Source organism: Kribbella sp. CA-245084, from assembly GCF_050942355.1.
Classification (GTDB): Bacteria; Actinomycetota; Actinomycetes; order Propionibacteriales; family Kribbellaceae; genus Kribbella.
Map to the genome: position 1 here is coordinate 8,164,154 of NZ_CP192053.1, position 17,092 is coordinate 8,181,245.

General features: G+C 67.0%; 31 protein-coding genes. All 31 read right to left on the reverse strand.

Translation table 11 applies throughout. The features are described 5' to 3' along the window. Positions 1 to 58: 58 nt before the first annotated feature. The 31 genes from ACQPYH_RS39045 to rplC all read right to left on the reverse strand — a co-directional run bounded on the left by ACQPYH_RS39045 (position 59) and on the right by rplC (position 17,083). Entirely contained in the window at positions 59 to 1,084 is a 1,026-nt protein-coding gene (locus tag ACQPYH_RS39045) for a DNA-directed RNA polymerase subunit alpha (RefSeq protein ID WP_432882260.1), read from the reverse strand. Positions 1,085 to 1,187: 103 nt separating this feature from the next. Then, on the reverse strand, positions 1,188 to 1,796 hold the full coding sequence (gene rpsD / locus ACQPYH_RS39050; RefSeq protein WP_130441460.1) for a 30S ribosomal protein S4: 609 nt from the start codon (positions 1,794 to 1,796) through the stop codon (positions 1,188 to 1,190). Positions 1,797 to 1,822: 26 nt separating this feature from the next. After that, positions 1,823 to 2,230 carry a 30S ribosomal protein S11 gene (rpsK, locus tag ACQPYH_RS39055; RefSeq protein ID WP_130384622.1) on the reverse strand — a complete coding sequence of 136 codons (408 nt, stop codon included), beginning with the start codon at positions 2,228 to 2,230 and terminating at the stop codon, positions 1,823 to 1,825. 35 nt (positions 2,231 to 2,265) lie between these two features. After that, the gene (gene rpsM, locus ACQPYH_RS39060; RefSeq protein WP_130441462.1) at positions 2,266 to 2,637 is read right to left on the reverse strand and encodes a 30S ribosomal protein S13; all 372 of its coding nucleotides are present in this window, start codon (positions 2,635 to 2,637) and stop codon (positions 2,266 to 2,268) included. 181 nt (positions 2,638 to 2,818) lie between these two features. Then, positions 2,819 to 2,932: a 50S ribosomal protein L36 gene (gene rpmJ / locus ACQPYH_RS39065; RefSeq protein WP_008361054.1), complete on the reverse strand. Its 114-nt coding sequence runs from the start codon at positions 2,930 to 2,932 to the stop codon at positions 2,819 to 2,821. 33 nt (positions 2,933 to 2,965) lie between these two features. After that, positions 2,966 to 3,187 carry a translation initiation factor IF-1 gene (gene infA, locus ACQPYH_RS39070; protein ID WP_012923661.1) on the reverse strand — a complete coding sequence of 74 codons (222 nt, stop codon included), beginning with the start codon at positions 3,185 to 3,187 and terminating at the stop codon, positions 2,966 to 2,968. 98 nt (positions 3,188 to 3,285) lie between these two features. Next, positions 3,286 to 4,002, reverse strand: a complete 717-nt coding sequence (locus tag ACQPYH_RS39075) for a hypothetical protein (protein WP_432882268.1) — start codon at positions 4,000 to 4,002, stop codon at positions 3,286 to 3,288. Positions 4,003 to 4,091: 89 nt separating this feature from the next. After that, the gene (locus tag ACQPYH_RS39080) at positions 4,092 to 4,538 is read right to left on the reverse strand and encodes a DUF1707 SHOCT-like domain-containing protein (protein WP_432882270.1); all 447 of its coding nucleotides are present in this window, start codon (positions 4,536 to 4,538) and stop codon (positions 4,092 to 4,094) included. Between the two features lie 64 nt (positions 4,539 to 4,602). After that, a complete protein-coding gene (gene map / locus ACQPYH_RS39085) occupies positions 4,603 to 5,424 on the reverse strand; it encodes a type I methionyl aminopeptidase (RefSeq protein ID WP_432882272.1) in 822 nt (273 codons plus the stop codon). Between the two features lie 26 nt (positions 5,425 to 5,450). After that, positions 5,451 to 6,023, reverse strand: a complete 573-nt coding sequence (locus ACQPYH_RS39090) for an adenylate kinase (protein ID WP_432882275.1) — start codon at positions 6,021 to 6,023, stop codon at positions 5,451 to 5,453. Then, a complete protein-coding gene (secY, locus tag ACQPYH_RS39095) occupies positions 6,023 to 7,324 on the reverse strand; it encodes a preprotein translocase subunit SecY (protein ID WP_432882278.1) in 1,302 nt (433 codons plus the stop codon). Before secY ends, ACQPYH_RS39090 begins: the two co-directional genes overlap by 1 nt. Before the next feature lie 135 nt (positions 7,325 to 7,459). After that, positions 7,460 to 7,900 carry a 50S ribosomal protein L15 gene (gene rplO / locus ACQPYH_RS39100; RefSeq protein ID WP_130441472.1) on the reverse strand — a complete coding sequence of 147 codons (441 nt, stop codon included), beginning with the start codon at positions 7,898 to 7,900 and terminating at the stop codon, positions 7,460 to 7,462. 1 nt (position 7,901) lies between these two features. Then, a complete protein-coding gene (gene rpmD / locus ACQPYH_RS39105; protein WP_020388092.1) occupies positions 7,902 to 8,084 on the reverse strand; it encodes a 50S ribosomal protein L30 in 183 nt (60 codons plus the stop codon). Further along, entirely contained in the window at positions 8,084 to 8,683 is a 600-nt protein-coding gene (rpsE, locus tag ACQPYH_RS39110) for a 30S ribosomal protein S5 (protein WP_432882281.1), read from the reverse strand. Before rpsE ends, rpmD begins: the two co-directional genes overlap by 1 nt. Positions 8,684 to 8,711: 28 nt before the next feature. Continuing rightward, a complete protein-coding gene (gene rplR / locus ACQPYH_RS39115) occupies positions 8,712 to 9,095 on the reverse strand; it encodes a 50S ribosomal protein L18 (RefSeq protein ID WP_130441476.1) in 384 nt (127 codons plus the stop codon). Between the two features lie 3 nt (positions 9,096 to 9,098). Further along, on the reverse strand, positions 9,099 to 9,641 hold the full coding sequence (gene rplF, locus ACQPYH_RS39120) for a 50S ribosomal protein L6 (RefSeq protein ID WP_130441478.1): 543 nt from the start codon (positions 9,639 to 9,641) through the stop codon (positions 9,099 to 9,101). Between the two features lie 27 nt (positions 9,642 to 9,668). Then, the gene (rpsH, locus tag ACQPYH_RS39125) at positions 9,669 to 10,076 is read right to left on the reverse strand and encodes a 30S ribosomal protein S8 (protein ID WP_130441480.1); all 408 of its coding nucleotides are present in this window, start codon (positions 10,074 to 10,076) and stop codon (positions 9,669 to 9,671) included. Positions 10,077 to 10,167: 91 nt separating this feature from the next. Further along, positions 10,168 to 10,353, reverse strand: a complete 186-nt coding sequence (locus ACQPYH_RS39130; protein WP_012923674.1) for a type Z 30S ribosomal protein S14 — start codon at positions 10,351 to 10,353, stop codon at positions 10,168 to 10,170. Between the two features lies 1 nt (position 10,354). Further along, a complete protein-coding gene (rplE, locus tag ACQPYH_RS39135) occupies positions 10,355 to 10,927 on the reverse strand; it encodes a 50S ribosomal protein L5 (protein WP_130441482.1) in 573 nt (190 codons plus the stop codon). Then, positions 10,927 to 11,316 (reverse strand): 50S ribosomal protein L24, encoded by a 390-nt coding sequence (gene rplX, locus ACQPYH_RS39140; RefSeq protein ID WP_130441484.1) that lies wholly within the window; start codon positions 11,314 to 11,316, stop codon positions 10,927 to 10,929. The genes rplE and rplX overlap by 1 nt, the downstream gene beginning before the upstream one ends. Before the next feature lies 1 nt (position 11,317). Continuing rightward, positions 11,318 to 11,686, reverse strand: coding sequence for a 50S ribosomal protein L14 (rplN, locus tag ACQPYH_RS39145; RefSeq protein ID WP_012923677.1), 369 nt, complete (start codon positions 11,684 to 11,686; stop codon positions 11,318 to 11,320). Positions 11,687 to 11,775: 89 nt separating this feature from the next. After that, complete coding sequence (gene rpsQ, locus ACQPYH_RS39150; RefSeq protein ID WP_130441486.1) at positions 11,776 to 12,072, reverse strand: 30S ribosomal protein S17; 297 nt, start codon at positions 12,070 to 12,072, stop codon at positions 11,776 to 11,778. Then, entirely contained in the window at positions 12,069 to 12,347 is a 279-nt protein-coding gene (gene rpmC, locus ACQPYH_RS39155) for a 50S ribosomal protein L29 (protein ID WP_130441488.1), read from the reverse strand. Before rpmC ends, rpsQ begins: the two co-directional genes overlap by 4 nt. After that, positions 12,347 to 12,766 carry a 50S ribosomal protein L16 gene (rplP, locus tag ACQPYH_RS39160; RefSeq protein ID WP_130441490.1) on the reverse strand — a complete coding sequence of 140 codons (420 nt, stop codon included), beginning with the start codon at positions 12,764 to 12,766 and terminating at the stop codon, positions 12,347 to 12,349. Before rplP ends, rpmC begins: the two co-directional genes overlap by 1 nt. 3 nt (positions 12,767 to 12,769) lie before the next feature. Beyond that, complete coding sequence (rpsC, locus tag ACQPYH_RS39165; RefSeq protein WP_130441492.1) at positions 12,770 to 13,633, reverse strand: 30S ribosomal protein S3; 864 nt, start codon at positions 13,631 to 13,633, stop codon at positions 12,770 to 12,772. 1 nt (position 13,634) lies between these two features. Continuing rightward, a complete protein-coding gene (gene rplV / locus ACQPYH_RS39170; protein ID WP_432882290.1) occupies positions 13,635 to 14,234 on the reverse strand; it encodes a 50S ribosomal protein L22 in 600 nt (199 codons plus the stop codon). Between the two features lie 50 nt (positions 14,235 to 14,284). Then, positions 14,285 to 14,566: a 30S ribosomal protein S19 gene (gene rpsS / locus ACQPYH_RS39175; RefSeq protein ID WP_130441496.1), complete on the reverse strand. Its 282-nt coding sequence runs from the start codon at positions 14,564 to 14,566 to the stop codon at positions 14,285 to 14,287. A gap of 15 nt (positions 14,567 to 14,581) precedes the next feature. Beyond that, positions 14,582 to 15,415, reverse strand: coding sequence for a 50S ribosomal protein L2 (gene rplB, locus ACQPYH_RS39180; protein WP_130441498.1), 834 nt, complete (start codon positions 15,413 to 15,415; stop codon positions 14,582 to 14,584). Continuing rightward, positions 15,415 to 15,720, reverse strand: coding sequence for a 50S ribosomal protein L23 (gene rplW, locus ACQPYH_RS39185; protein WP_130441500.1), 306 nt, complete (start codon positions 15,718 to 15,720; stop codon positions 15,415 to 15,417). Before rplW ends, rplB begins: the two co-directional genes overlap by 1 nt. Further along, positions 15,717 to 16,427: a 50S ribosomal protein L4 gene (rplD, locus tag ACQPYH_RS39190; RefSeq protein WP_432882295.1), complete on the reverse strand. Its 711-nt coding sequence runs from the start codon at positions 16,425 to 16,427 to the stop codon at positions 15,717 to 15,719. Before rplD ends, rplW begins: the two co-directional genes overlap by 4 nt. Then, positions 16,424 to 17,083 (reverse strand): 50S ribosomal protein L3, encoded by a 660-nt coding sequence (gene rplC, locus ACQPYH_RS39195; RefSeq protein ID WP_130441504.1) that lies wholly within the window; start codon positions 17,081 to 17,083, stop codon positions 16,424 to 16,426. The genes rplD and rplC overlap by 4 nt, the downstream gene beginning before the upstream one ends. Between the last annotated feature and the right edge of the window lie 9 nt (positions 17,084 to 17,092).

A 17,092-nucleotide genomic window follows, 5' to 3' on the forward strand; every position in this document is an offset into this window, starting at 1 on the left:
TCCAGAAATCTCAGGCTCGTCGAGCCGTTGGGATTGGGCCCGACGGGCCTTGGTCAGCTCAGTACTGCTCGGTCTCGGCGAAGCTCTCGTCCTCGTCGTCCGCCTCGTTGCCGTAGGCACCGGACGCGGCGCGGAGGTCGAACCCGGGCGGGGAGTCCTTCAGCGACAGTTGCATCTCGGCCAGCTTCAGCTTGACCTCGTCGATGGACTTGGAACCGAAGTTGCGGATGTCCAGCAGGTCCTGCTCGCTGCGCGAGATCAGCTCACCCACGGTGTGGATGCCCTCGCGCTTCAGGCAGTTGTACGACCGGACGGTCAGCTGCAGGTCCTCGACCGGCAGGGCCAGGTCGGCGGCCATCTGCTCGTCCACCGGCGACGGGCCGATGTCGATGCCCTCGGCCTCGACGTTCAGCTCGCGAGCCAGACCGAACAGCTCGACCAGGGTCTTACCGGCCGACGCGACGGCGTCGCGGGGCAGCATCGACTGCTTGGTCTCGACGTCGACCACGAGGCGGTCGAAGTCGGTGCGCTGCTCGACACGGGTGGCCTCGACCTTGTAGGTCACCTTCATCACCGGCGAGTAGATCGAGTCGACCGGCATCCGGCCGATCTCGGCGTCGGCGGACTTGTTCTGTACGGCGGACACGTAACCGCGGCCGCGCTCGACGACCAGCTCCATCTCGAGCCGGCCCTTCTCGTTCAGGGTGGCGATCTTCAGGTCCGGGTTGTGCACCTCGACACCGGCCGGCGGCGCGATGTCGGCGGCGGTCACGTCACCGGGGCCCTGCTTGCGCAGGTACATGGTGACCGGCTCGTCGTGCTCGGACGAGACGACCAGGTCCTTCAGGTTCAGGATCAGCTGGGTGGCGTCTTCCTTGACCCCGGCAACGGTCGAGAACTCGTGCAGGACACCGTCGATCTTGATGCTGGTGACGGCTGCACCCGGGATGGAGGACAGCAGGGTCCGGCGGATCGAGTTACCGAGGGTGTAACCGAAGCCCGGCTCCAGCGGCTCGATCACGAACCGCGAGCGGTACTCGTCGACGACCTCTTCGGTCAGGGTGGGGCGTTGTGCGATAAGCAACTTCGTGTTCCTTCTCTGTCGCGACGACCACTATTTGAGGTCGCGAGGGGTGAAGAAGACACCGGACCGGCCGGCGGCCCTGGGGCCACCGGCCGGCACGCGGTCAGTTCTTCGAGTAGAGCTCGACGATCAGGTGCTCGGCGACCTGGGTGTCGATCTGCTGCCGGGTCGGCAGCTGGTGGACGAGGATCCGCAACCGCTCGGGCATCACCTCGAGCCACGCGGGGACGACACGCTCTGCGTGCGCCTCGCGGGCGATGATGAACGGCGTCGTCTCGACCGACTTCTTCTTGACATCGATGATGTCGTGAGCAGCCACCCGGTACGACGGGATGTTCACCTTGACGCCGTTCACGGTGAAGTGACCGTGGACGACGAGCTGACGGGCCTGCCGGCGCGTCCGGGCCAGGCCGGAGCGGTAGACCACGTTGTCCAGGCGGGACTCGAGGATCTGCAGCAGGTTGTCACCGGTCTTGCCGGAGCGCCGCGAGGCCTCCTCGTAGTACCGGCGGAACTGCTTCTCGAGAACGCCGTACGAGTAACGCGCCTTCTGCTTCTCGCGCAGCTGGAGCAGGTACTCGCTCTCCTTCGGGCGGCCGCGGCCGTGCATACCCGGCGGGTACGGACGACGCTCGAACGCCTTGTCGCCACCGACGAGGTCGACCCCGAGACGGCGCGACTTCTTGGTCATAGGTCCGGTGTAACGGGCCATGGTTCGCTACCTTCCTCTCTCTGGGGTCAGACCCGGCGCCGCTTGGGCGGGCGGCATCCGTTGTGGGCGACTGGGGTGACGTCCTGGATGGTGCCGACCTCGAGGCCGACCGCACCCAGCGAACGGATCGCGGTCTCACGGCCGGAGCCGGGACCCTTGACGAAGACGTCGATCTTGCGCATGCCGTGCTCCATCGCGCGGCGTCCGGCAGCCTCGGCGGCCATCTGCGCGGCGAACGGGGTCGACTTGCGCGAACCCTTGAAGCCGACGGTTCCCGCGGAGGCCCACGAGATGACCGCGCCGGTCGGGTCGGTGATCGTCACGATCGTGTTGTTGAACGTGCTCTTGATGTGCGCGTGGCCGGCGGCCACGTTCTTCTTCTCCTTGCGGCGCACCTTCTTCGCGCCGGCCGCGCTGCGGCTCTTGGGAGGCATAGGTCAGTTGCTCCTGGGGTCGACGGTCATCCGGGTCACTTCTTCTTCTTGCCGGCGATCGCCTTACGGCGACCCTTGCGGCTACGGGCGTTGGTCCGCGTGCGCTGACCACGCACCGGCAGGCCGCTGCGGTGCCGGCGACCCTGGTACGACCCGATCTCGATCTTGCGGCGGATGTCCGCGGTCACCTCGCGACGGAGGTCACCTTCGATCTTGTAGTTGCCTTCGATCCAGTCCCGGAGCTTCACCAGCTCGTCGTCGCCCAGTTCGTGGACGCGCTTGTCACCGGAAATGCCGGTGGCTTCGAGCGTCTTCAGGGCGCGAGTACGACCTACACCGAAGATGTAGGTGAGAGCGACCTCGATGCGCTTGTCGCGCGGCAGGTCGACCCCTACGAGGCGTGCCATGTGGCGGTGTTCCTTTCGTCGGCAGAGGTGTGGTGGCGCGCCGCGTCCCCGCCCGCCTCGGTGAGAAGTTGTTTCACCGGCAGGGCCCCGGCCTCTGTTCCGGGGGCAACATCCGGGAACTTCTCCCGGATGAGCGTGCGCGCTGTGGTGCGAAAGTGCCTGTGTACTGCGTAGGGCTTTGTCAGCCCTGCCGCTGCTTGTGCCGCGGGTTCTCGCAGATCACCATGACCCGGCCGTGACGGCGGATCACCTTGCACTTGTCGCAGATCTTCTTGACGCTCGGATTGACCTTCATCGAGCTACTTTCTTCGACAGGTGTTGGTGGGTCTTACTTGTACCGATAGACGATCCGACCCCTGGTGAGGTCGTACGGCGACAGCTCCACGACGACCCGGTCCTCGGGGAGGATCCGGATGTAGTGCTGCCTCATCTTGCCGCTGATGTGCGCGAGCACTTTGTGCCCGTTGGACAGCTCAACACGGAACATCGCGTTCGGCAGGGCCTCGACGATGGTGCCCTCGAGTTCGATTACTCCCTCTTTTTTGGGCATGTCCTCGCACTTCTGTAGACGTGACTGGCTATGGCTACAAAGAGCCAAGGAAAAAGTGTACGCCACGCACCCACACGAAACCCAATCGAGCCCTCCGGTCAGGTATTGGTGGCCGCCCACTGCTCGCCCTCGCGCCAGACCTGCTCGGGCATCAGATCCAGCAGATCACAGGCTGCATCCAATTGTGCGAGCGCAGTGACGGAATCGCGGTACGCCGGGAGGATCGCGACGAACCGCCGCCCTTCGCAGCTGAAGCCGAACGGGGGTACGTCGGCCAGCGCCTCGACCGCCCGCGGGTGCAGGATCGCCATCGCGTGGTCCTCGCGGCCGTTGAACAAGCGGTACTGCGCCGGCAGCCCGTCGAGGGTGAGCGGCAGCGGCAGCAGGCTCGCCGCCGCAACGGGCGAAAGGCCCGCGGGCAGCACCTGCAGCGGCGGCAGGGGCCGATCCACCTGGAGGTCGAGGAAGTCGAAGCCGAGCTCACGTCGCCGTACCTTGTGCCGGAACCGTCCGGTCCAGAACTCCCGGCCGCGGTGCCGGCCCGTGGTCACGTCCACGATCGCGGCACGCGGATCGACGTCGAACGGTGGGAACGGCCAACGATCCCGCAGTTCCTCCCCCGAGGCGCTGATCCGCCAGCCGAGCTGGTGCGCCGTGTCGGCCCACGCCTGCTTGCGGCGGCCGTCACCGATCCGCAGCGCCAGCGTGAACCCGATCAGCACCAGGAACCAGATCAGCACGAACCAGCCCACCCAGCGCGGCTCCAGCAGCAACCCGACGATCGCCAGCGGTACGGCGATCGCGAACCAGATCACGTAGACGACCGCAGATCCGTGATGCAGCTGCCACGCCCAATCCGGCCGAAGCCGTGGGGCAGCGACGCGGCGACTGACCGGGGCCGCCGTCAACGGCGCCTGCCGAGGCCGCCGAGGGCGATGATCGCCCAGGGAATCAGCAGCCAGACCGGCCAGAACGACGGCCAGTGGCCGCCGTTGCCGAGACCGATCACGAACCAGATCACGACGTTGATCAACACCACGCCGGTGAAGCCGCCGATCGCGTTCCCGCGCTTGTGCGGGTGGTTGTCCTTCTTCCGCTCCGGGAAGTCACCGGGCGCAGGCGCCGGCTTGGTGTCCTGCACGACCTCGGGCGTCTTGTACGTGCTCACCGGCGGCAGGTCCCGCACCAGCGGCTCGAGCTCGCCGTACGTCTGGACGGTGTAGAGCCGGTCGAGGCGGGAGGAGAACTCGGGCTGATCCAGCCGGCCGTCCGCGAACGCATCCCGCAGCCGTCCGGCGATCTTGTCGCGGTCGGCTTCGGTGAAACGCTGGTACGGCTGGTACTGAGGCATGTCTCAAGTGTGCCTCAGCTACGGTCCGCTCCGCGTCCCCCGACGGGTGGACGCCAGCGGTCCGTCAATCAGCCAGTGGGCCGAACTTGATCCCGAGCTCGGCCAGCTTGGACTCGCCGCCGTCGATCGCGGTCAGCACCCACGGTCCTTGCGGAGTGAGAGTGAACGAGTGCTCGGTGTGCGCGGCCGACCGGCCGTCGTCGGTGACGACCGTCCAGTCGTCCTCGAGCGTGTGGTTGTCCTGCTTGCCGAGGGTGAGCATCGGCTCGACGGCCAGCGCCATCCCCTCGACCAGCTTCGGGCCGCGGCCCGGGCGACCGAAGTTCGGCACGTTCGGCGGCTGGTGCATGGCCGAGCCGATCCCGTGCCCAACGAAGTCCTCGACGATCCCGTACGACGAATTGGCGCGGACGTGCGCCTCGATCGCCGCCGAGATATCGGTCAACCGGCCGCCGAGCCGCGCCGCGGCGAACCCGCGCCACATCGACTCCTCGCAGATCCGCGCGAGCTCGAGCAGCTCGTCCGCGGCCTCGCCGACACCGACGGTGATCGCGGCGTCGCCGTGCCAGCCGTCCACGATCGCGCCGCAGTCGATCGAGATCAGGTCCCCGTCGGCCAGCACCCGGCCGCCCGGGATGCCGTGCACGATCTCGTCGTTCACCGACGCGCAGATCGAGCCGGTGAAGCCGTGGTACCCCTTGAACGACGGGGTCGCGCCGGAGGACCGGATGTTGTCCTCGGCGATCGCGTCCAGCTCGCCGGTGCTGATCCCGGCCTTCACCTGCCCGCGGAGCAACTCCAGCGTGCGGCCGACCACCAGGCCGGCCTTGCGCATCGCCAGAATCTGCTCGCGGGTCTTGATCTCGATTCCGCGGTCCCTGAACATCTCGCCTTACTTACTCGGTGACGGTCTTACTCGGTGACGGTCTTGAGAGCGGCGAGCACCCGCTCGCTCACTTCGTCGATCTCGCCGACACCGTCGACCTCCACCAGCAGGCCGCGCTCGGCGTACACCTGCAGCAGCGGCTTGGTCTCGGCGGTGTAGACGTCCTGCCGGTGCCGGACGACCTCTTCGGAATCGTCCGTCCGGCCTTCGATGTGCGCCCGCTTGGTCATCCGCTCGACAAGTACGTCGATATCGGCGACCAGCGCGACCACGGCGTCCAGCTTGTGGCCGTGGTCGGCCAGGATCCCGTCCAGCGTGCCCACCTGGGCCAGCGTCCGCGGGTACCCGTCGAGCAGGAAGCCTTCGCCGGCGTCGGCCTCGGACAGCCGGTCACGCACCATCGAGTTCGTGACCTCGTCCGGGACGTAGTCGCCGGCATCCATGTACCGCTTGGCCTCGACGCCCAGCGGCGTCTCGTCCTTGACGTTCGCACGGAAGATGTCGCCGGTGGACACGGCCGGGATATTCAGGCGATCCGCAAGCACCTTTGCCTGCGTGCCCTTGCCCGCCCCGGGCGGACCCATCAGCAACATTCTCATCAGCGCAGGAACCCTTCGTAGTTTCGCTGCTGCAGCTGAGACTCGATCTGCTTCACCGTGTCGAGACCGACGCCGACCATGATCAGGATCGACGTACCACCGAACGGGAAGTTCTGGCTCGCGTTCAGCAGGACGAGAGCGACCAGCGGGATCATCGAGATCGCCGCGAGGTAGATCGCGCCCGGCAGCGTGATGCGGTCCAACACGTACTTGAGGTATTCCTCGGTCGGCCGACCCGCCCGGATCCCGGGAATGAAGCCGCCGTACTTCTTCATGTTGTCGGCGACCTCCTTCGGGTTGAAGGTGATCGAGACGTAGAAGTACGTGAAGAAGATGATCAGGGCGACGTACGTCACCATGTAGATCGGGTGGTCGCCCTTGACCAAGTTGCCCTGGATCCAGTTCGACCAGCCCTTGCCTTGCTGGAACTGACTGACCAGGACGGGGAGATACAGCAGGCTCGACGCGAAGATCACCGGGATGACGCCGGCCTGGTTGACCTTCAGCGGGATGTACGTCGACGTACCGCCGAACATCTTCCGGCCGACCATCCGCTTGGCGTACTGGACCGGGATCCGGCGCTGGGCCTGCTCGATGAAGATGACCGCGGCCATGATGACCAACCCGATCGCGATCACCACGACGAACGTGGTGACGCCCTTCTGCTTGCGGATGCTCCACAGCTGGGTCGGGAAGGTGGCGACGATCTGGGTGAAGATCAGGATCGACATACCGTTGCCGACGCCGCGGTCGGTGATCAGCTCACCGAGCCACATGATCACGCCGGTACCGGCGGTCATGGTCAGCACCATCACGCTGATGGTGAACCAGTCGTCCTTGTACAGCAGCGGCTCGGTGCAGCCCTGGAACAGCCGGCCCGGCGTCCGGGCGAGCGCCACGAACGCGGTCGACTGCAGGATCGCCAGACCGACGGTCAGGAACCGGGTGTACTGGGTGATCTTGGCCTGTCCCGCCTGGCCCTCCTTCTTCAGCGACTCCAGCCGCGGGATCACCACGGTGAGCAGCTGCAGAATGATGCTGGCGGTGATGTACGGCATGATGCCGAGCGCGAAGATCGCGAGCTGCAGCAGCGCACCGCCGGAGAACAGGTTGATCAGGTTGTAGAGGTTCGCGTTCGCGCCGCCCTGCGAGATCTTGATACAGGTGTGTAGCGACTGAACGTTCACGCCCGGGGCCGGCACGACCGAGCCGATCCGGAAGATCACGACGATGAAGAGCACGAACAAGATCTTCCGGCGCAGGTCCGGAGTCTTGAACGCGTTGGCAAAGGCGCCTAACACCCTGTCCTCCCACAAGTTTCCCTCGCCGCGGGCACGGCAGGGGCCTAGCTAAGCCGCTGGGCAAGAGACGAGCCAGGGCTCGTCCGACCGGCGCAGGATATCAAGCACCGGGCGTTACGAGCCCTGGACCACGTGTCACACCTCGGTCGTGGTTCCCCCGGCCGCCTGGATCTTGTCCGTGGCGGACTTGGAGAACTTGTGCGCCGAGACCTGCAGAGCCACGGTCAGTTCGCCGTCACCCAGCACCTTGACCGGCTGACCGCGACGGACCGCGCCCTTGGCGACCAGTTCGGCTACGCCGACCTCGCCGCCTTCGGGGAACAGTTGTCCGAGCTTGTCCAGGTTAACGACCTGGAACTCCACCCGGTTCCTGCTCTTGAAGCCCTTGAGCTTCGGCAGCCGCATGTGCAGCGGCATCTGGCCACCCTCGAACCACTCGGGGATGTTGTTGCGGGCCTTGCTGCCCTTGGTACCGCGGCCGGCCGTCTTGCCCTTGCTGCCCTCACCACGACCCACGCGGGTCTTGGCGGTCTTGGCACCGGGCGCCGGACGCAGGTGATGAACCTTGAGCGCCATGTCAGTCGACCTCCTCGACGGTGATGAGGTGGCGAACCGCACGGACCATACCGCGAACCTCAGGCTTGTCCTCGTGGACGGCGGTGTCGCCGATCCGCTTGACGCCCAGGGTGCGCAGCGTGTCGCGCTGGTTCTGCTTGCCACCGATGCCGGAACGGGTCTGCGTCACCTTCAGGCGTGCCATCAGGACGACACCTCCGCCCGAGCCTTCAGCAGGGCCGCCGGGGCAACGTCCTCGACCGGCAGACCACGGCGCGCGGCCACGGCCTCCGGGGTCTCCAGGCTGCGCAACGCCTCAACGGTGGCGTGCACCACGTTGATGGAGTTGGACGAGCCCAGCGACTTGCTCAGGATGTCGTGGATCCCGGCGCACTCCAGTACGGCGCGTGCCGAGCCACCCGCGATCACACCGGTACCGGGAGCGGCCGGACGCAGCATGACAACGCCTGCGGCCTTCTCGCCCTGGACCGGGTGCGGGATGGTGCCCTGGATCCGCGGCACCTTGAAGAACGCCTTCTTGGCCTCCTCGACACCCTTGGCGATCGCCGCGGGCACCTCCTTGGCCTTGCCGTAACCCACACCGACGGTGCCGTCACCGTCACCGACGACCACGAGGGCGGTGAAGCTGAAGCGACGACCACCCTTCACGACCTTGGCGACACGGTTGATGGCTACCACGCGCTCGATGTAGGCGGTCTTGTCCGCCTGCTGACCGCGACCACCGTCGCGGCCACGGCGCTCACCACCGGCGCCGCCTCCGCGACGCTGCTGGCCTCCGCTCATTTCGAACTACCTTCTTCCCTTGTCGCCATCAGAAGCCGAGCCCGCCCTCGCGGGCGGCGTCGGCCAGGGCTGCAATGCGGCCCTGGTACTTGTTCCCGGCCCGGTCGAACACGACCGAGTCGATCCCGGCAGCCTTGGCACGGTCGGCGATCAGGCCGCCGACGGTCTTGGCCTTGTCGGTCTTGTTGGCCTCGGCGCCGCGCAGGTCGGCCTCCATGGTGGAGGCGGAGACCAGCGTCTTGCCGGCCACGTCGTCGATGACCTGAACGAACAGGTGCCTCGAGGACTTGGTGACCACCAGCCGCGGCCGCTCGGCCGTGCCGTTGATCTTCTTCCGGACCCGGATCTGCCGACGCAGCCGGGAAGCCGTCTTCTTGGCGGAGTGCTTGTGCGGACGCAGTCCGATCGCCATGGGTTACTTACCAGCCTTTCCGACCTTGCGGCGCACCTGCTCGCCGGCGTACCGCACACCCTTGCCCTTGTACGGCTCGGGCTTACGCAGCTTGCGGATGTTGGCGGCGACCTCACCGACGGACTGCTTGTCGATGCCGATCACCGAGAACCGGGTCGGCGCCTCGACGTTGAACGTGATGCCTTCCGGCGCGTCCACCGTGATGGTGTGGCTGTACCCGAGCGAGAACTCCAGCTGGGTCGGTCCCTTGGACAGGACGCGGTACCCGACGCCGACGATCTCGAGCTTCTTCTCGTAGCCGTCCGTGACACCGGTGACCAGGTTGGCGATCAGGGTGCGGGACAGGCCGTGCAGTTCCTTGCTCTTACGCAGGTCGTCCGGACGGGTCACGGCGATCGCGCCGTCCTCGTCGCGGTCGACCGCGATCGGCTCAGCGACGACGTGCGACAGCTGACCCTTCGGACCCTTCACAGTGACCGTCTGGCCGTCGATCGTGACGTCGACGCCGGACGGGACCGTGACCGGGAGTTTTCCGATGCGAGACATTTCAGTGGTCCTCCTTCCGGTTCTTCGTCACCAGACGTAGGCGAGGACTTCCCCGCCAACGCCCTTGTTCTTCGCCTGACGGTCGGTCAGCAGTCCCTGGGACGTCGAGATGATCGCGACGCCCAGGCCGCCGAGGACCTTGGGCAGGCCGGTCGACTTCGCGTAGACCCGCAGGCCCGGCTTGCTGATCCGGCGGACGCCCGCAATGGAGCGCTCCCGGCTCGGGCCGAACTTGAGGTCCACGATGAGGGTCTTGCCGACGGCGCCCTCCTTGGGCTCCTCCACCTTGTAGGAGGCGATGTAGCCCTCCTGCTGGAGAATGTCGGCGATACCCTGCTTGATCTTGCTGTACGGCATCGCGGTCGACTCGTGGTACGCCTGATTGGCGTTCCGCAGACGCGTCAACATGTCTGCGATCGGGTCGGTCATCGTCATGGCCTGGGGCCTCTTTCCCGCCGTGGTTTCGCCGGCTGGCGACCTACGGTGACTAGATTTTGAATGGGGAGAAGTTCGGGGGTGGAGACGGTCACCAGCTGGACTTGGTCACACCGGGCAGCTCGCCCCGGTGCGCCATCTCCCGCAGGCAGATCCGGCACAGGCCGAACTTGCGGAAGACCGCCTTCGGCCGGCCGCAGCGCTGGCAGCGTGTGTAGCCACGCACCGCGAACTTCGGCTTCCGGGCCTGCTTGACCTTGAGTGCTGTCTTCGCCACGTCAGTTCTCCTTGAACGGGAAGCCGAGCGCCCGCAGCAGGGCCCGACCCTCGTCGTCGTTCTTCGCGGTGGTCACCACGGTGATGTCCATACCCCGGACCCGGTCGATGCGGTCCTGGTTGATCTCGTGGAACATCACCTGCTCGGTCAGACCGAAGGTGTAGTTCCCAGTGCCGTCGAACTGCTTCGGCGACAGCCCGCGGAAGTCGCGGATCCGGGGCAGCGCGAGCGCCAGCAGCCGGTCCAGGAACTCCCACATCCGGTCGCCGCGCAGCGTCACGTGGGCGCCGATCGGCATCCCCTCACGCAGCTTGAACTGCGCGATCGACTTACGGGCCTTGGTGACCTGGGCCTTCTGGCCGGTGATCGCGGCCAGGTCCTTCACCGCGCCGTCGATCAGCTTGGAGTCGCGCGCCGCCTCGCCGACACCCATGTTCACCACGATCTTGGTGAGCCCGGGCACCTGCATGACGTTGGCGTACTTGAACTCGTCCTGCAGCTTGCCGACGATCTCCTCGCGGTACTTCGTCTTCAGCCGCGGCTGGACCTTGGTCTCGGTAACTGCCGTGCTCATCAGATCTCCTCGCCGGTACGCCGGGCGATCCGGACGGACCGGAAACCGGTGTACGTCGAACCGTCGGGACGGCGCTTCTGCACCTCGACGCGGTTGTAGCCGACGCGGGTGGTCACCTTCTGCTTCTTGCCGTCCTTGTCGACCTCGACCAGAAGCGCCACGTTCGAGACGTGGATCGGGGCTTCCTGGGTGACGATGCCACCGGTGGTGCCGCCGCGCTGGGCCTGCTGCACCTTGGTGTGCTTCTTCACCCGGTTGACGCCCTCGACGATGACCTTCTCGTCGTCGGGGAAGACCTGGATGATCTTGCCCTCGAGGCCCTTGGACTTACCGGCGATCACACGGACCTGATCGCCCTTCTTCACGTGCAGCTTCTTCTGCTGGGCCATCTCAGAGCACCTCCGGCGCGAGCGAGATGATCTTCATGAAGCGCTTCTCCCGCAGCTCCCGGCCGACCGGCCCGAAGATACGGGTGCCGCGCGGCTCACCGTCGGCCTTCAGGATCACCGCGGCGTTCTCGTCGAAGCGGATGTAGGAGCCGTCCGGACGCCGGCGCTCCTTCACGGTCCGCACGACGACCGCCTTCACGACGTCACCCTTCTTGACACCACCGCCGGGGATCGCATCCTTGACGGTGGCGACGATCGTGTCACCGACACCGGCGTAGCGCCGACCGGAGCCACCGAGAACGCGGATGCACAAGATCTCCTTGGCACCCGTGTTGTCGGCGACCTTCAGTCGCGACTCCTGCTGGATCATCTGTTGATCTCCTGGTTGTCTCGCTGGTTCTCACTCACATGAGCCTTGCGGAACGAATAATTTCGATTGGTTGCCGGCCGGAGCCGGAACTACTTCGCCTTCTCGAGGACCTCGACGACGCGCCAACGCTTGGTCGCCGACAGCGGCCGGGTCTCCATCAGGAGGACGCGGTCGCCGATCCCGGCGGCGTTCTGCTCGTCGTGCGCCTTGAGCTTGCTGGTACGGCGGATGACCTTGCCGTACAGCTTGTGCTTGACCCGGTCCTCGACCTCGACGGTGACGGTCTTGTCCATCTTGTCGCTCAGCACCAGACCCTCACGGGTCTTGCGGCGGCCTCGCGCCTCGGGGGTCGTGCTCACGGTCTCGTCCTTCACGTTCTCGGTCATGCGTTGGCCTTCTCACTGTCGTCCGCAGTCTCGTCGGCCTCCGCCTCGGCAACCGGGGCGTCGACCTCCTCGGTGATACCGAGCGCACGCTCGGACAGCACCGTGTAGATGCGGGCGATGTCCTTGCGGACGGCGCGCAGCCGGCCGTGGGACTCCAGCTGGCCCGTGGCAGCCTGGAACCGGAGGTTGAACAGCTCCTCCTTGGCTTCACCGAGCTTGGTCATCAGCTCGTCCCGTCCGAGGTTCCGCAGCTCGGCGGCGGTCAGGGTAGCCATCAGTTCTCACCTGCCTCTCGGGAGATGAAGCGGCACTTCATCGGCAACTTGTGGATCGCGCGGCGCATCGCCTCGCGAGCGATGTCCTCCGGAACGCCGGAGAGCTCGAACAGCACGCGTCCGGCCTTGACGTTGGAGATCCACCACTCCGGCGAACCCTTACCGGAACCCATCCGGGTCTCGGCAGGCTTCTTGGTCAGCGGACGGTCCGGGTAGATGTTGATCCACACCTTGCCGCCACGCTTGATGTGCCGGGTCATCGCGATACGCGCGGCCTCGATCTGCCGGTTGGTGACGTAGTGGTTCTCCAGCGCCTGGATACCGAACTCACCGAACGCCAGCGTCGTACCGCCCTTCGCGGCGCCGGAGCGCCCCGGGTGGTGCTGCTTGCGGTGCTTGACCTTGCGGGGGATGAGCATGGTTCAGCTCTCCGTTCCGGTCGTCGCGGCCGGCTTCTCGGCCGCCGGGGCGGCCTCGGCCTTCGGCGCGTCGTTCCGGGCGTTGTTGTCGTCGCGACGACCACCACGGTCACCACCGCGACCGCCACGGTCTCCACCGCGACCACCACGGTCGCCGCGGTCGCCACCGTCACGGCGGGCCGGACGGCCACGCTGCTGGGTGGCGGCGCGGGCAGCGGCCTGCGCCTCCCGCTCGGCGCGGGTACCGGCGACGTCGCCCTTGTAGATCCAGACCTTCACGCCGATCCGGCCGAAGGTCGTCCGGGCCTCGTAGAAGCCGTAGTCGATGTCGGCCCGCAGCGTGTGCAGCGGGACGCGGCCCTCGCGGTAGAACTCCGACCGCGACATCTCCGCGCCACCGAGCCGGCCGGAGCACTGGATCCGGATGCCCAGGGCGCCGCCACGCATGGTGGTCTGCATCGCCTTGCGCATCGCGCGGCGGAACGCCACGCGGCCGGACAGCTGCTCGGCCACACCCTGTGCGACCAGCTGAGCGTCGACCTCGGCGTTCTTCACCTCGAGGATGTTCAGCTGCACCTGCTTGCCGGTGAGCTCCTCCAGCGATCCGCGGATGCGGTCCGCCTCGGCGCCACGGCGGCCGATCACGATGCCCGGACGGGCGGTGTGGATGTCGACCCGGACTCGGTCACGGGTGCGCTCGATCTCCACGCGGGAGATGCCGGCGCGCTCCATGCCCTTGCTCAGCAGACGACGGATCTTGACGTCCTCGCCCACGTAGTCCTTGTACAGCTTGTCGGCGTACCAACGGCTCTTGTGGTCGGTGCTGATGCCGAGACGGAACCCGTGCGGGTTTACCTTCTGTCCCACGTCAGGACTCCTTCTTCTCAGCGGTGGCCTTCTTGGCGGCCGACTTCTTCGCGGTCGCCTTCTTGGCCGGCTTGTCGGCGGCTTCTGCCTTGTCGGCGGCCTTCTTGGCCGTCTTCTTGGCGGGAGCCTTCTTCGCCGTTTCCGCGGTGTCCGCGGACTTCTTGGCGGCCGTCTTCTTGGCCGGGGCCTTCTCGACCGGCTCGTCGGTGACGCGCGGGGTGACCACGATGGTGATGTGGCTGGTCCGCTTGTCGATCCGGGTGGCCCGGCCCTGCGCACGCGGGCGGTGACGCTTCAGCGTCGGACCCTCGTCCACGAGGACCTTGGCCACGACCAGGTCGGCCCGGCTCAGGTGCTCGGTGCCCTCGGCGTTCGCCGCGGCGCTGTCGACGACCTTGTACACGGTCGCGGCAGCGGCCTGCGGGGCGAACTTCAGAGTGGCGAGTGCGTCGTCGACGCCCAGACCGCGCACCAGATCACCCACGCGGCGCGCCTTCATCGGCGTCACGCGGACGAAGCGCGCGACCGCGAAGGCCCCGGGCTGCTCGCCCAGCAGGCTCTCGCGACGGGCGCTGATCGCCCTACGCTCTTGAACGCTCATGATGTTCGAATCTCTCCGTAGGTTGCTTTCGCTTCGTCACTGACCATGGGTCAGCGACGCCGTGACTTCCGGTCGTCCTTCTCGTGACCCTTGAACGTCCGGGTCGGTGCGAACTCGCCGAGCTTGTGCCCGACCATCGCGTCCGTCACGAACACCGGCACGTGCTTGCGGCCGTCGTGCACCGCAATCGTGTGGCCGATCATGTCCGGCACGATCATCGATCGGCGGGACCAGGTCTTGATGACGTTCTTGGTGCCCTTCTCGTTCTGCACCTCCACCTTCTTTGCCAGGTGGTGGTCGACGAACGGGCCCTTCTTCAGGCTGCGTGGCATTCTGGCCGGCTCCTATCAGCGCTTCTTGCCGGCCTTGCGGCGCCGGACGATCATGCGGTCGCTTTCCTTGCGGGTGCGGGTACGGCCCTCAGGCTGACCCCACGGGGACACCGGGTGGCGACCACCCGAGGTCTTACCCTCACCACCACCGTGCGGGTGGTCGACCGGGTTCATCGCGACACCGCGGACGGTCGGGCGCTTGCCCTTCCAGCGCATCCGGCCCGCCTTGCCCCAGTTGATGTTCGACTGCTCGCCGTTGCCGACCTCACCGAGGGTGGCGCGGCAGCGCACGTCGACCATCCGGACCTCGCCGGACGGCATCCGCAGGGTGGCCATCCGGCCTTCCTTCGCGACCAGCTGGATGCTGGAACCGGCGGAGCGGGCCATCTTGGCGCCACCGCCCGGCCGCAGCTCGACCGCGTGGATGGTGGAACCGACCGGGATGTTGCGCAGCGGCAGGTTGTTGCCGACCTTGATGTCCGCGGCCGGGCCGTTCTCGACGACCGTGCCCTGCTGCAGGTTCGACGGGGCGAGGATGTAGCGCTTCTCGCCGTCCACGTAGTGCAGCAGCGCGATCCGCGCGGTGCGGTTCGGGTCGTACTCGATGTGCGCGACCTTGGCCGGCACGCCGTCCTTGTCGTACCGCTTGAAGTCGATCAGCCGGTACGCCCGCTTGTGACCGCCACCGTGGTGCCGGGTGGTGATCTTGCCGGAGTTGTTCCGGCCGCCCTTCTTGGGCAGCGGACGCAGCAGCGACTTCTCGGGGGTCGAACGGGTGAGCTCGACGAAGTCGGCCACACTCGAGCCACGGCGGCCCGGGGTCGTCGGCTTGTACTTGCGGATTCCCATTACGACTGGCCTCCGAAGATATCGATGCGGTCGTCACCCTTGAGGGTCACGATCGCCCGCTTGGTGTCGGGACGCTTGCCGAAGCCACTGCGGGTCCGGCGGCGCTTGCCCTTGCGGTTCAGCGTGTTGACGTCGGCGACCTTGACCTTGAACACCTTCTCGACCGCGAGCTTGATCTCGGTCTTGTTGGCGTCCGGGTCGACCTCGAACGTGTACTTCTGCTCGTCCAGCAGGCCGTAGCTCTTCTCGCTCACGACCGGCCGGCGCAGCACGTCACGGGGGTCCTTGTTGACTCCGTGGCTCATGCCCCAGCCTCCTCATTCAACGCAGTCTCCTCGGCCTCAGTCGACGTGGCGACGGCCTTGACGGACTTGCCCCGCGGGGAACCCGCCACGAAGGAGTCGAGCGCGCTCTTGGTGAACACGACCGCGTCGCTGCACAGCACGTCGTACGCGTTGAGCTGGTCGGCCGCGATCAGGTGCACGTGCTGCACGTTGCGCAGGCTCAGCCAGGTCAGCTCGTCGGCGCGGTCGACCACGACCAGCGCCTTACCCGGGTCGGTGACCTGGGAGAGCACCTTCAGCGCCGACTTGGTGGAGGGCGTGTCGCCGTCCACGAAGCTCTCGACGACGAACACGCGGCCGTCGCGGGCCCGGTCCGACAGCGAGCCGCGGAGCGCGGCGGCGATCATCTTCTTCGGGGTCCGCTGGCTGTAGTCGCGCGGCACCGGGCCGTGGACGACGCCACCGCCGGTGAACTGCGGCGCGCGGGTCGAACCCTGGCGGGCGCGACCGGTGCCCTTCTGGCGGTACGGCTTGGCGCCACCACCGGACACCTCGCCCCGCGACTTCGCCTTGGCCGTGCCCTGACGGGCCGCTGCCAGCTGGGCCACCACGACCTGGTGGATCAGCGGCACGTTGACCTGTACGTCGAACAGCTCGGCCGGAAGCTCGGCGGAGCCCTTCTTGCTGACCTTGTCGCCCTTCACGACGACGACGTCGACGGTGCTCACTTCGCAGCTCCCTTCGCGGCGTTGCGGATCAGCACCAGACCGCCCTTGGGGCCGGGTACGGCGCCCTTGAGCAGGATCAGGCCGCGCTCGGTGTCGATCGCGTGCACGCTGATGTTCTGCGTCGTGATCTGCTCGGCGCCCATCCGGCCCGCCATCCGCAGGCCCTTGAAGACCCGGCCCGGGGTGGCGCAGCCGCCGATGGAACCCGGCGAACGGTGCTTCTTGTGCACACCGTGGGTGGCGCGGAGGCCGTGGAAGCCGTGCCGCTTCATCACACCGGCGAAACCCTTGCCCTTGCTGGTCGCGGATACGTCGACCCGCTCACCGGCCTCGAAGGCCTCGGCCTTGATCTCCTGGCCCAGCGTGTACTCGCTGGCGTCGGCGGTGCGCAGCTCCATCAGGTGGCGCCGCGGCGTCACGCCGGCCTTGTCGAAGTGGCCGCGCAGGGGCTTGGTCACCTTGCGCGGGTCGATGTCGCCGAAGGCGATCTGGACGCCGTCGTAGCCGTCCCGGTCCGCGGTGCGGACACCGGTGACGACACAGGGCCCGGCCTGGATCACGGTGACGGGGACGACACGGTTGTTCTCGTCCCAGGTCTGGGTCATGCCGAGCTTGGTGCCCAGCAGACCGCGCGTGTTCTTGGTAGCAATGCTCATTGGCTGTTC